The sequence below is a fragment of the Syntrophotalea carbinolica DSM 2380 genome, from assembly GCF_000012885.1.
GTDB classification, from domain to species: Bacteria; Desulfobacterota; Desulfuromonadia; order Desulfuromonadales; family Syntrophotaleaceae; genus Syntrophotalea; species Syntrophotalea carbinolica.
The window spans coordinates 284803-297086 of the sequence record NC_007498.2; the positions used below are offsets into that span (position 1 = coordinate 284803).

13 protein-coding genes are annotated in these 12284 nt (G+C 57.3%); all 13 read left to right on the forward strand.

Going from position 1 to position 12284, the window contains the following annotated elements; all coding sequences use genetic code 11:
- The first annotated feature begins 209 nt into the window (after nucleotides 1-209).
- Nucleotides 210-2525, forward strand: a complete 2316-nt coding sequence (locus PCAR_RS01740; protein ID WP_011339887.1) for a pyridine nucleotide-disulfide oxidoreductase/dicluster-binding protein — start codon at nucleotides 210-212, stop codon at nucleotides 2523-2525.
- The gene (locus PCAR_RS18880; RefSeq protein WP_011339888.1) at nucleotides 2526-2732 is read left to right on the forward strand and encodes a DVU_1557 family redox protein; all 207 of its coding nucleotides are present in this window, start codon (nucleotides 2526-2528) and stop codon (nucleotides 2730-2732) included.
- A 1-nt stretch (nucleotide 2733) separates the two neighbouring features.
- The gene (trsM, locus tag PCAR_RS01750) at nucleotides 2734-3462 is read left to right on the forward strand and encodes a DVU_1556 family methyltransferase (RefSeq protein ID WP_011339889.1); all 729 of its coding nucleotides are present in this window, start codon (nucleotides 2734-2736) and stop codon (nucleotides 3460-3462) included.
- Between the two features lie 150 nt (nucleotides 3463-3612).
- Nucleotides 3613-4059, forward strand: coding sequence for a DVU_1555 family C-GCAxxG-C-C protein (locus PCAR_RS01755; RefSeq protein ID WP_011339890.1), 447 nt, complete (start codon nucleotides 3613-3615; stop codon nucleotides 4057-4059).
- 19 nt (nucleotides 4060-4078) lie between these two features.
- The gene (trsS, locus tag PCAR_RS01760; protein WP_041531215.1) at nucleotides 4079-5458 is read left to right on the forward strand and encodes a radical SAM (seleno)protein TrsS; all 1380 of its coding nucleotides are present in this window, start codon (nucleotides 4079-4081) and stop codon (nucleotides 5456-5458) included.
- Nucleotides 5427-6791: a DVU_1553 family AMP-dependent CoA ligase gene (locus PCAR_RS01765; RefSeq protein WP_158447391.1), complete on the forward strand. Its 1365-nt coding sequence runs from the start codon at nucleotides 5427-5429 to the stop codon at nucleotides 6789-6791. The genes trsS and PCAR_RS01765 overlap by 32 nt, the downstream gene beginning before the upstream one ends.
- Complete coding sequence (locus PCAR_RS01770) at nucleotides 6775-7830, forward strand: XdhC family aldehyde oxidoreductase maturation factor (protein ID WP_041531216.1); 1056 nt, start codon at nucleotides 6775-6777, stop codon at nucleotides 7828-7830. The genes PCAR_RS01765 and PCAR_RS01770 overlap by 17 nt, the downstream gene beginning before the upstream one ends.
- Entirely contained in the window at nucleotides 7823-8965 is a 1143-nt protein-coding gene (locus PCAR_RS01775; protein ID WP_041531217.1) for a DVU_1551 family NTP transferase, read from the forward strand. Before PCAR_RS01770 ends, PCAR_RS01775 begins: the two co-directional genes overlap by 8 nt.
- Before the next feature lie 12 nt (nucleotides 8966-8977).
- Entirely contained in the window at nucleotides 8978-9649 is a 672-nt protein-coding gene (gene cobC / locus PCAR_RS01780) for an alpha-ribazole phosphatase (protein ID WP_011339895.1), read from the forward strand.
- A gap of 92 nt (nucleotides 9650-9741) precedes the next feature.
- Nucleotides 9742-10443 (forward strand): molybdate ABC transporter permease subunit, encoded by a 702-nt coding sequence (gene modB / locus PCAR_RS01785; protein WP_011339896.1) that lies wholly within the window; start codon nucleotides 9742-9744, stop codon nucleotides 10441-10443.
- Nucleotides 10421-11122 (forward strand): ATP-binding cassette domain-containing protein, encoded by a 702-nt coding sequence (locus PCAR_RS01790; protein ID WP_052643466.1) that lies wholly within the window; start codon nucleotides 10421-10423, stop codon nucleotides 11120-11122. Before modB ends, PCAR_RS01790 begins: the two co-directional genes overlap by 23 nt.
- 89 nt (nucleotides 11123-11211) lie before the next feature.
- Nucleotides 11212-11958, forward strand: coding sequence for a Rossmann-like domain-containing protein (locus PCAR_RS01795; RefSeq protein ID WP_011339898.1), 747 nt, complete (start codon nucleotides 11212-11214; stop codon nucleotides 11956-11958).
- A 40-nt stretch (nucleotides 11959-11998) separates the two neighbouring features.
- Nucleotides 11999-12268 (forward strand): DUF3343 domain-containing protein, encoded by a 270-nt coding sequence (locus PCAR_RS01800; protein WP_011339899.1) that lies wholly within the window; start codon nucleotides 11999-12001, stop codon nucleotides 12266-12268.
- The last annotated feature ends 16 nt before the right edge of the window (nucleotides 12269-12284 follow it).

Below are 12284 nucleotides of genomic sequence, written 5' to 3' on the forward strand. Positions count from 1 at the left end.
GGCAAGTTCCGGGTGTCGGTGCCGGAGGCTTTTTTTGACAGGTCATCAGTACGATGGAGGGCGTCAGACTGCCCTTCATCGCGTTCTTTTATCTGATACCGGCGTCACAATTCTGCGCATCTAATCTTAATCAGGGGACTGATCCCGTGTTCGTTCAGGAGGCGCTACGGCGTTTGCTGAGCTATAGCTTAGAGAGAAGGAAGCACTCGATGGAAAAAGAACAACGCATCGCGTGGGAGGCCCGATGTATTCAGGAAGAGCCTCCGGCCTGTTCGACAACCTGTCCCCTGCATGTCGACATCCGTCAGTTCATGCGGGAGATGGCTGATGGCAACATGGAAGAGGCTTACAAGGTGTTGTGTAAAAATCTGCCTTTTCCCGGGATATTCGGACGCATCTGCAATCATCCTTGTGAGACAAAATGTCGTCGCGGGGAAGTTGGCGAGGCGCTTGGCATCGGGTCTCTGGAGCGGTTTTGCGTGGAATTTCATGGCGTGCCGGATCGGGTTAAACTGCTGCCCCGCAAAAGCAAGACGGTGGCGGTTGTCGGCGGCGATGTTGCCGGCCTGGTCGCTGCCCATGACCTGCGCAAAAAAGGCTACGGAGTCACCTTGTTGGAAACGGCTTCGCAATTGGGCGCGACGTTTCGCAAATTTTCCGAAGATCTGCTACCGGATGCGACGCTTGAAGACGAGCTGGCCGTTCTGAAAAATATGCGGGTGGAGATACTGCTTGGTGCCGTTCTGGACGACGCTGCGTTCGAAAACCTTTGCGGCGAATTTGACGCTGTATTCATCGATCGCACCTGCCCAACTTGTGCATCCCTGCCCCTTGATAACGATGCTTCCGGTCTGATTGCCGTCGATCCTGTTACCGGTGGAACTTCGCGACCGGAAGTGTTTGCCGGTGGGCAAGGCGGCGATGTGCCGATCATGCTGGCTGCCGCAGGTCGCAAGGGGGCGTTGTCTATCGAGCGTTTTCTGCAGCAGGCCCATATGACCATCGGCCGGGAAAACGATGGGCCTTACGAAAGCCGGCTTTACACCAACCTCGAAGGAATCGCACCTCTTGACCGGGTTCGTCCCGCGGATGTCGATGCCGGCTATACAGCGGATGAGGCGATGCGGGAAGCGGCTCGTTGCATCCAGTGCGAATGTCTTGAGTGCGTCAAGGTCTGTCAGTATCTGGCGCATTACAAAAAGTATCCGAAGAAATATATTCGTCAGTTTTTCAACAACGAAAAGGTATTGCTTGGCGCCTCCCACAGCTCCAACCAGACGATCAACTCTTGTACCCATTGCGGGTTGTGCGCAGCTGTTTGCCCCAATGATCTTCACATGGGGGAAGTCTGTCTTGAGGGGCGCTACGCCATGTTGCAGGGCGACTATATGCCCCCCTCGGCCCACGAATTCGCTTTGCAGGATATGGCGTTCAGTACCAGCGACGAGTTTGTTCTGTCCCGTCATCAACCGGGTACCCGGCAGAGTGCCTATCTTTATTTTCCCAGTTGCCAGTTAAGTGCCACAGCCCCTGGAGAGGTTTTGCAATCGTACCGTGTGCTATGCGAAAAGCTGTCCGGCGGGGTCGGCATTCTACTTGGGTGCTGCGGAGCACCCGCCTTCTGGTCCGGTCGTGATCCCCTTTTTCGCGAGACCCTGGATACCATCCGCAAGCAATGGCAGGCCATGGGACAGCCCAAAGTGATCACCGCCTGCTGCACCTGTCAGAGCGTGTTCAAGGAGCATCTTCCCGAAATATCCTCAACGTTGCTTTGGCAGGTTCTGGAAAACAACGCGCTCATCGATAAGGCGCTCCGGGAAGAGGTTGCCGGTCATGCGGTCGCGGTGCTCGATCCCTGCAGCACCCGCCACGATCCGCAAGCTCAAAGCGGTGTGCGACGCATTCTCGGCGATCTTGGGTTTACCGTTGAGGAATTGCCCCTTTCCGGAGCAATGGCCGAATGTTGCGGATACGGCGGATTGGTTTTCAACGCCAATCCCCAACTGGATAACGCCATCGTCACTCGCCGTGCGGAGTACAGTGAGCGGGACTATCTGGCTTACTGCGCCATGTGTCGCGATAAATTCGTTAACGTGGGTAAGCGTACGGCGCATCTTATCGAGTTGCTGTTCCCTTCTGTGGATGGCAACGACCCCTGGGCGCGCGGCTGGATTTCCTGGTACGAGCGTCGCAAGAACCGTCAGCGGGTAAAGGACGAACTGCTGGCCGATCTTGGTGAAACCGTGGAGCGTGCCATGGAACCTTATGACAAAATCGTTTTGCACATCGACCCCGAACTGCTTCGCACTATTGACAGCCGCCGCATCCTGGAGAGCGATCTGCGCCAGGTCGTTCACCATGCCGAAAAGACGGGCAAGCGCCTGCGTCATAACCAGAATGGCCAGTTTCGCGCCAACCTCAAATTGGGCAATACCACCTTTTGGGTTGATTACGCCCCCGATGGAGAAGGTTACCGGGTTCACAATGCTTATTGTCACCGTATGAACGTTACGGGGGTGAAGTAAATGAAGTTTTCCGAAGAAGAAGTCCAGAACTGGAAATGCGAGGCATGCGGAGAAGGCCTGGTTATGAGAAAAGTCGAATTCGCCTATATGAAGGGCTCTTTCCACGTGGAATTGCCGGCCTGTCCCAAGTGTGATCTGGTGTTGATTACCGAAGAGCTGGCCATGGGTAAGATGGCCGAGGCGGAAAAGGCTCTTGAAGACAAGTAATATGCCATACGTCTGTCCCCTGAATAAACCCAACCTGTATGAGTCTCTGGCGTTGCGCAAGGCTACGGGACCGGCCATTCGGCCGGGCGGCTTGTCGGTTCTGGAAGAGGTATTGGAGCGTTATCCTTTCAATGAGGGTGCTCGGGTGCTGGATGTCGGTTGCGGCATGGGGACCAGCGTCGCATGGCTCAGGTCTCGATGTGGTCTGCGTGCCAGCGGTATGGATCTGTCGCGCGCTTTATTGAGCGAGGGAGCACAGCAGGAATCTCGTTTGCCATTGGTGCAAGCCAGGGCCGAACGGTTGCCGGTAGCCGACAATTGTTGCCACGGGGTGATCTGCGAATGTGTCCTGTCCCTGGTAAGCGATGCGAAACGGGTACTTAGCGAATTTTACCGTGTTCTCACGCCCGGGGGGCTGCTCATCATGAGCGATATTTATCGGCGTAATCCGTTAGATAGCGATCAGAGCCTGCCTTGCGCAAGTTGTTTTTCGGGGGCCAGTGGCCGCGAGGGGGTTCTGAGGTGGTTGACCGACACCGGATTTACCCTGCATTTGTGGGAAGATCATTCGCACTTGCTGAGAGAGCTTGCCGCAAAATTGATTTTTATGCACGGCTCCATGTCCGCATTCTGGGAGCAGTTTGCCGGGGAAACCGACGGTTCGAAGATGGAGCAGGCGGTGCAGGCCATGCGTCCCGGTTATTATCTGATCGTAGCCGGAAAGGCGTGATTCAATAATCGATTTGCGGGATTTTATTCCAAATTTAACGAGTTGTCCGATTGACTGTGCTTCTATATGGAAAAGCCTTCTCTTCGGGTTTTTCATCACCATGAAGTTCGGCAACGGTGCGAGCGAAGCCCTGAATAAAAGGATAAATCGATGAGCAATGAGATGTTTCGCATGTTGGAACTGGTGACCAATGGTTACTACTGCAGCCAGATACTATTGACGCTTGGACTGGACAACCGTGGCCAGCATAATCCGGATCTGATACGCACCATGGCAGGTCTTGCTCATGGTGCTGGATTCGGCCAGGGAACCTGTGGGGCGTTGACGGGAGGCGCCTGTCTGTTGGCCTATTATGCCGGGAAGGGGGCGGATGAAGAAGAGGAAAACGAGTCGTTCATGATCATGCGCAATCGGCTGGCCGAGTGGTTTATCGACTCGGTAGGGGAGCAGTACGGCGGTATCGACTGCGAGACCATTGTCGGTGACGGAGAGGACAAACAACTGCGCTGCGGCCAGATTGTCGGCAATGTGTATGCCTGTGTCATGGCACTGCTGGAAGAGTACGGTATAGATCCGAAAGGCGGTGCCGGTGAGTAGTTGCATAACAACGCCCTGGATGACCGAAAGTCTTTGTCCGACCTGTCTGCAGCGTGTTGCGGCGGAGCGCGTGGTCGAGAACGATGTGGTGTGGCTGGTCAAGACCTGCCCCGAACATGGCACGACCCGTACCGTCCTTTGGCGCGGAGCGCCTCTGTTGTCCGATTGGCAATGGCCGAAGATCCCGTCCCGGCCGCCGGTATGTTTTACCGAACCGGACCGTGGCTGTCCCTACGACTGCGGGCTGTGTTCCAACCATGGCCAGCATACCTGTTCGGCGCTGCTGGAAATCACCGAACGCTGCAATATGGCGTGTCCGGTATGCTTTGCCGACAGCGGCAAAAACGCCGCTGCCGATCCTACCCTGGAGACTATTGACGGCTGGTTGCAGGCGGTGGGACGCGCCAGCGGCTTTGAGATCGTCATTCAACTTTCGGGCGGCGAGCCGACGGTACGCGAGGACCTGCCGGAGATTATCCGTCGGGTGCGGCAGCGCGGATTCGGTTTTGTGCAGATCAATACCAACGGTTTGCGACTGGCTGAGGATCCTGCCTACGCTCGTCAACTGTACGATGCGGGCCTGACCTCGGTATTTCTCCAGTTCGACGGCACCAGTGACGAGATATACCGGCAATTGCGTGGCCGGGACCTGTATTCCGTGAAGGTCAGGGCCATTGAGCATGCTGTCCGGAGTCACTTGGGCGTGGTGCTGGTACCGACTCTGGTGCCGGGTATCAATCAGCAGGATGTCGGTAATATCCTGCGGTTCGGAATGCAATACGCTCCAGGCGTTCGCGGTGTGCATTTCCAGCCTGTAAGTTATTTCGGTCGTTATCCGCAGCCGCCGGAAAACGATCGGCGCCTGACTCTGCCGGAGATCATCCGTTCTATCGCGGAACAGACCGAGGGACTTTTCCAGGTGGAAAATTTTTCTCCGCCCGGATGCGAGCATAGTCACTGCTCGTTTCACGGCAATTTCGTGCTGCTGGAAAACGGCGATGTCTGCGCACTGGGCAACAACGGTTCGGCCTGTTGCAGCAAGCCGACCCCGGCGGCGGAAGGGGCCGAGAAGTCAAAGGCCTTTTTGACCCGGCAGTGGGCGGCTCCGGAGGTCGAAACCCCTGCGGGGAAATCTGCCGGGCCCCAAGAGAACTGTTGCCGCTCGCCGAGAACGCCTAGCCTTGACGAATTTTTGCAGCGGGTCAAGACCCATACCTTTGCGGTTTCCGCCATGGCTTTTCAGGATGTATGGAATGTCGATCTGGAGCGTACCCGCAATTGCTGTATCCATGTGGTCTCTCCGGATGGGCGTCTGGTACCGTTTTGCCTGTATAACCTGACTTCGGCCGATGGGGAGGCTCTGCATCGTGGCAAGTGGCATGCGAATAACCCCGCTTGAAGATTGGATTGCGGGCAAGCTCGGGGTAACGGGTAAGCCGGTCGAGCTTATGGAACGTTTACGAATTCGGCAGCTGGAACTGCTGAACGCGACTCTTGCCCACGCTGCGCGGCATAGCCCTTTTTACCGTCGGCGCCTGGGGGACTGCCGACCGTTGGTTTCTCTGTCCGGACTCGCCGACCTGCCCTTTACGACCTCAGCCGACCTGTCCGAGCAGGGTCTGCAAATGCTGGCGGTTTCCCAGGGGGAAATCAAGCGGATCGTGACGCTACGCAGTTCCGGTACCACCGGGCAGGCCAAACGGGTCTATTTCACGCGTTCCGATCTGGAATATACCAAGGCGTTTTTCCGTTGCGGTATGTCTCGTATGTTGCAACCGGGCCAGCGTGTGCTTGTGCTGCTGCCGGGGGAGTTACCGGACAGCGCCGGTCGCTTGCTGGCGGATGCCCTGCAGCAACAGGGTATTTCCTGCCATGTGGCAGGCCTGGTTAGCGATCCGGGTGCCATAGCGGCGTTGTTGGTCGAAGAACCCTTTGACTGCGTCGTAGGTATCCCGGTGCAGGTCCTGGGTGTGGTGCGCCATCCCCTGGCGGCGGAGGTGCCGACGCATCGTATCGGCAGTGTTTTCCTGACTTCCGATTATGTTCCTTCGGCGTTGGTTGGGGAGATCCGCAGGGTGTGGGGGTGTCCGGCCGTGAACCACTACGGCATGACGGAGCTGGGCCTGACGTGCGGCGTGGAGTGCCATGCTCTGGACGGATACCATTTGCGGGAGCCTGACTTGTATTTCGAGGTCGTCGACCCCGTCTCGGGAGCTGCGTTGCGGGCGGGGGAAACAGGGGAAGTGGTGGTTACGACCTTGACCCGTCTCGGCATGCCTCTGATTCGTTATCGTACCGGCGATCTTGCCAGATTCATGGCGGAGCCTTGCCCCTGCGGCAGCGTGCTGCCGCGACTGGGTAAGGTGCAGGGGCGCCTGGCGGCGCGGGTCGATCTCGGCGGGCTTTTGAAGCCGTGTATGTCCGATCTCGACGAAGCCCTGTTCAGCCTGCGCGGTCTGCTGAACTTTCGTGCCGTATTGACCATGCTGGATACCGACCGAAGCACACTGCAACTGATGATTGAAACCTTGCCGGGCGCCGAGCGGCGGACCCGGGATCATGTCGATCGGCGTTTGCCGACCATTCCGGCCTTGAGGGCGGCGGTCGCCGCCGGACGCCTGGTTTTGCAGCCAACGGTGCTGGCCGATGCCCCCCTGTCGGTTTCCGCGACCGTTAAGCGTATTATTGAACAACCTCAAAAGGAGAATGCCAACCTTGAAACAGCTTGTTAAGTCGCTTTGCGGGTTCCTCGATGCCGGTGAGGATCTGGCTGTCGCGACCATCCTTACCCGTAGCGGTTCGGCACCTCGCACTGCCGGTACCAAAATGATCATTCGGGCCAACGGCGAAATCTGCGGTACCATTGGTGGCGGCCTGGTGGAGGCTCGTGCTCAGGCGACTGCGCCCGAGATTTTCGCAACCCATCAATCTCGTACTTTTGTCTTCGATATGACCGGTGACGATGCCGATAGCATGGATATGATCTGCGGCGGCGAAGTCGAAATTTTGCTGGAATATGTACCGGCCTGCGAGGAAAACCGCATTGTGTTCGATGCCTGGCAGGAGGCATTGCAGACCGGGCGCAAGTGTCTGCTGGTCACCCCCTTGCCGACGGAAAATCCGCAGTCCCCCCTGCAAAGATGCCTTCTGCACGCCGATAGCACATGCTTCGGCCCGGTACCCCTGCCGGAGGAAATCCGGAAGGGGTTGCTCGAGGCAACCCGCAACTGCCGTTATCCTACGCTGCTGCAAGTAGCCGGAGGACAGTTTTTCGTCGAACCGAGCTTCGTGCCGGCGACCCTGTTCCTGTTTGGCGCGGGGCACGTCTGCCAGCCGACCGCGGCTTTGGCCACCATGGTCGGATTCAACACCGTGGTTTTCGATGATCGTGCCGAATTCGCCAATCGTCAGCGGTTTCCCAGGGCCGACGAGATTGTCGTGGTGCCATCCTATGAGGACTGCATGGCCAATCTGGATATCGACAGCCATAGCTATCTGGTCATTGTCAGCCGCGGTCATCGCCATGATCAAAGCCTGCTGCGGCAGGCCGTGCAAACCGATGCCGGTTACATCGGCATGATCGGCAGTCGCGGCAAGCGTGACAAGATTTACCATAACCTGGAAGCCGAAGGCATCTCCCGGGAGACCCTGGATAAGGTTTATTCGCCTATCGGTACCGCAATCGATGCCGAAACTCCGCAGGAAATTGCCGTCAGCATTGTCGGCGAACTGATCAAAGTTCGCGCGGCCCTTCAGCGGAACCATGACTGAGCCGTTAGCCGCCGTTATCCTCTCCGCCGGGTTCTCCTCCCGTATGGGGGATTTCAAGCCGTTGCTGCGCCTGGGGGAAGAGACCGCGTTGGAGAAATCCGTCAATCTTTTCCGCCGGGCCGGTATTGAGCACCTGCAGGTGATACTCGGTCATCAGGCCGAGCTGTTGATGCCGCTGGTTGCAAAGCTGGGGGTTGCCCACACCGTCAACCCCCGATATCGGGAGGGCATGTTCACTTCGGTGCAATGCGCCATGCGCCAGCTGCCAGACAGTATCGGGGCTTTCTTTCTGCTTCCGGTGGATATGCCCCTGGTGCGGGAGCAGACCCTGCAGACCGTGCGGAAGGCCTGGCAAACCAGTGACAAGGGGATTGTGCATCCGGTGTTCTGGGGCAGGCGCGGGCATCCGCCGTTGATCAGCACAAGTTATCGACAGATGATTCTGGACAGCCGTAGGGAAGGTGGTCTCAAGGCGCTATTGCTGCCATTTGGCGAAGACAGTATGGAAATCGAAGTGCCCGATGAACATTGTATCCTCGATATGGACAGGCCCCAGGATTATGCCTACCTGCGTCATCGCTGGGATCGTTACGCCATGCCATCGTATCGCGAATGCGAGCATTTGCTGGCCCATCACTTTGCCGTTTCCGCCCCCGTGGCGGAGCACTGCCGGATGGTGGCCCGCGTGGCTCTGACGCTGGCGGTGCGTTTGAACAGGGCAGGCCTGCCCATGGATCGGGAACAATTGCAGGCCGCCGGCCTGCTGCACGATTGCTGTCGTCAGTATCCGGACCATGCGATTGTCGCCGCCAGAGCCTTGCAGGAACTCGGTTTTCCAAAGATCGCTGAACTGGTTGCTACGCATATGGAAATCGTGCCATCGGCGAGTAGCGACCCGTCTCCGCACGAGGTGCTGTACCTGGCGGACAAACTTGTTGCAGGGCCGCATTTGGTAAGCCTCGATGATCGGTTTGCCGCCAAACGGATACGTTTTGCCGATCAGGCATCTGCTCTTGCGGCGGTCGAGCGGCGCCAGGGAATCGCCCAGCGAATACTGGAAAAATGCGAAAACAGGTTACGGCAATCTCTTGCGGACGTACTGGCTCCCGATGCACTGGAAGCGTTGAAAGGATAAGCGTTAACTCCCATGCCATATTCCGACCATAAATGTTGCACTCTCTACCTGGTTCGGCATGGAGATTCCCGCCAGGACAAGCTCAAACGCTATATCGGTCAGTGCGACCCGCCGCTTAATCCGCGCGGTCGTGCCCAGGCCAGATTTCTGCGGTTGCAATTGGCCGATATCGACTTGCACCGCGTCTATTGCAGTGATCTGCGGCGCTGCCGGGAAACCGCCCGCATCGTGGCAGGCGGAAGAGGCCTAAGAGTGCGATCCCTGAGAGCCTTGCGGGAGATCGCATTGGGGCGCTGGGAGGGGTTGCCCGTGGCGGAGGTTCAGCGTCGGTTCCCCGGAGAATACGAGCGCCGGGGCAAGGAGATGATGACCTACAGGCCGCCCGACGGGGAAAGTTTTTCCGATCTTCAGGCGCGTGTCGTACCGGCGTTTCTGGATATCCTTAGCCGCGAATCCGGACATGTTCTCATGGTCGGGCATGCGGGTGTCAACCGCGCGATCCTGTGTCATCTACAGAAACGTCCCCTCGCAGAGCTGTTTCGCATCCCTCAAACCTACGCTGGCCTCAACATCATTCAGCGCCACGGTGACAGCATCGTCGTGCGCGCCGTGAATATTCCCCCCGAGTTGTCCGGTTGGTCGTCATTGGCCGAGGTACCTTTGGGGAGCAGGGCCGGATGGTGAAAAGGAGATATTGTTGCGGATGCTGGTGTCTGTTGTCTGGCGGGCCGAGCATCGCTTCGAAATGACTGCTCATCAAGGGAACCTTCGCGCTCATGATCACACCTATCGTCTTGTCCATAAAGGTTGCATTGCTGGCTGTGAGTATCGATGCCGTACTGGGTACCTTGCTGGCGCGTGCTCTGGCACGCAGGAGCTTCCCCGGCAAAAATCTGGTCGAATCCTGCATCATGCTGCCCATGGTGCTGCCGCCAACGGTTCTGGGCTATGGTCTGCTTATACTGCTTGGCAAGCGTGGTTTGTTGGGGCGTCTGTTGCAGGAGATGTTCGGTCTGCAGATCGTGTTTACCTGGTGGGCCGCCATCGTGGCTGCGGCGGTGGTTTCCTTTCCCCTGATGTATCAAAGCGCCAAAGCCGCGTTTTGCAGTGTCGATGTTTCCCTGGAACAGGCCGCCCGCACTCTGGGCTCCGGGGAAGGCCGGGTTTTTCTGCGTGTCACTCTGCCCCTTGCTTATCCCGGGCTGCTTGCGGGGTTGGTATTGGCGTTTGCCAGAGCTTTGGGCGAGTTCGGCGCAACATTGATGATTGCGGGCAATATTCCGGGGAAGACCCAGACCATCCCGCTGGCCATCTATTTTGCGGTGGAAACCGGCGACAATCAGCTGGCAAGAAATCTGGTGCTGGCCATTACAGTCATGGCTTTCGGGGCTTTATTCTGGCTGAACAGCTGGTCGAAAAAGAAACTTCAAACCCTGCAACAGGGAGGCGATGTGCGTGTTAAAAGCAGCCATAGTTAAAAAATTCCCGACCTTCGCCATAGAGGCCGAATTGGCTTTTGAACAGGGTATTCTGGTGTTGTTCGGTCCTTCGGGGTGCGGCAAAACCACCCTTCTAAACTGTCTGGCCGGCCTGCAAAAACCGAGCGAAGGGCAGATTTCCCTGGGCGAAAGGGTTTTCTTCAGTTCCGCGAAAAAGATCAATGTGCCGGCACGTCTGCGGCGCATCGGGTATGTTTTCCAGGATTATGCATTGTTTCCCCACATGACGGTCAAGGACAATGCACTGTATGGAATCCCGTCAGGGGCCTGCCGCTGGGTGGAAAAGGGCGCAGAGGCCATCTCGGTGTGCGAAGTGCTCGACATGCTTCGCATAACGCATCTGCAACAGCGCTATCCGGGCCAGCTGTCCGGTGGTGAGAAACAAAGAGTCGCTTTGGCCAGGGCACTTATGATGGCGCCGGATCTGTTGTTGCTGGATGAGCCGCTGTCCGCTATCGATTCCGGGACCCGGCAGGCGCTTCAACAGGAATTAAAAAAAATTCAGCGTACCTGGAACATTCCGTTTGTCCTGGTGACCCATAGCCGCAAGGAAATGGATGCACTGGCCGATGAAGTGGTTTTCCTCAAGGAGGGTAAGTCCGCGGCATCCACCACCTGGGCATTGCCTGTCGGTTGTACCACAGGTCAGTGGATCTGATGTGCCCTGGCGGGCACGGGGGGGAACCGTTATCCGTTGTGTTAACAAGGCAGTCTTGCAAAAAATAGCTATCTGAAAGGAACCGTGTCATGGATTTACTGCAACAGGCCCAGATTAAATTGGCGACTCTCTGCGATGCTCACCAGCTGGATAAAAACAGCTGTGTTACGGTCAGGGTTCTTACGCCCGACGAGGCCATCGGTGCCAACGCGGATAAGGATTTCGTCATAAAAAAAGGTAAGGAACGGGTCATCGAGGCTTGCTGGAACGGCATATGCGGCCAGGCTTTTACGGATCAACCCCATGATTGGCAGGGCCGCCTGGACCAACTGTTGGCTATGGATCTGGACAGCGCCGACCAGCGGGCCGTATTCACTGCAGGGTTGAATGCCGTATTGCGCGGGATCGAGCAGGCGGACGGAACCATTCACTGTAAAGACGACGAACCGGCGCAGTGCGGGGAGGAATTCACCCTGCAGCTGCATCGGCGTTTTGGCGTAAAACGTTTCGGCATGATCGGGTTGCAGCCCGCCATTCTCGATGCCATGGTGGAGGGCTTCGGTTCTGTGAGGACGCGCGTGGTGGATCTCAACGCGGACAATATCGGGCACAAGCGTTGCGATGTGATGGTCTGGGATGGTGAAAAGGATCTCGACAAACTCATCGAGTGGTGCGAGGTGGGCGTTGCCACCGGTTCCACGGTTGTTAACGGCAGTATCGATCAATTGCGGGAGAAATTCGAAGAGGCCGGAAAACCCCTGGTGTTTTTCGGTAATACCATTTCCGGCGTTGCTTCGCTGATGAATCTGGAGCGGATTTGCCCCTTCGCCCACTGAACAAAAGGGGGGCTCGGCCTATCTTACGGGAAATCGCGTCATGATCAACGATGATGAACTCATAGCGTTGTTTAACGCACCGACACGGGTGTTAAAAGCGGAGAAAGTGTTGCGCAAAGCCGGGCTTCCATGCCGTCTGATCCCGGCCCCGCGCGAGGTGGCCGAAGGGTGTGCGCTGGCTTTGCGGTTTAACGTCTCCGAACAGGACGCGATCCTCGCGGAACTCCACCGCCAGGCGCTGCAGCCCCGAAGAACCTATCGAAAGCAGGACGGATATTTCCATCTGATTCCCCTTAAACAGGATCCCTGAACCGATCATTCCTGCC

Coding starts and splice junctions, on each gene's coding strand:
- PCAR_RS01740 (WP_011339887.1), top strand. CDS start 210: ATGGAAAAAGAACAACGCATCGCGTGGGAGGCCCGATGTATTCAGGAA.
- PCAR_RS18880 (WP_011339888.1), top strand. CDS start 2,526: ATGAAGTTTTCCGAAGAAGAAGTCCAGAACTGGAAATGCGAGGCATGC.
- trsM (WP_011339889.1), top strand. CDS start 2,734: ATGCCATACGTCTGTCCCCTGAATAAACCCAACCTGTATGAGTCTCTG.
- PCAR_RS01755 (WP_011339890.1), top strand. CDS start 3,613: ATGAGCAATGAGATGTTTCGCATGTTGGAACTGGTGACCAATGGTTAC.
- trsS (WP_041531215.1), top strand. CDS start 4,079: ATGACCGAAAGTCTTTGTCCGACCTGTCTGCAGCGTGTTGCGGCGGAG.
- PCAR_RS01775 (WP_041531217.1), top strand. CDS start 7,823: ATGACTGAGCCGTTAGCCGCCGTTATCCTCTCCGCCGGGTTCTCCTCC.
- cobC (WP_011339895.1), top strand. CDS start 8,978: ATGCCATATTCCGACCATAAATGTTGCACTCTCTACCTGGTTCGGCAT.
- modB (WP_011339896.1), top strand. CDS start 9,742: ATGATCACACCTATCGTCTTGTCCATAAAGGTTGCATTGCTGGCTGTG.
- PCAR_RS01795 (WP_011339898.1), top strand. CDS start 11,212: ATGGATTTACTGCAACAGGCCCAGATTAAATTGGCGACTCTCTGCGAT.
- PCAR_RS01800 (WP_011339899.1), top strand. CDS start 11,999: ATGATCAACGATGATGAACTCATAGCGTTGTTTAACGCACCGACACGG.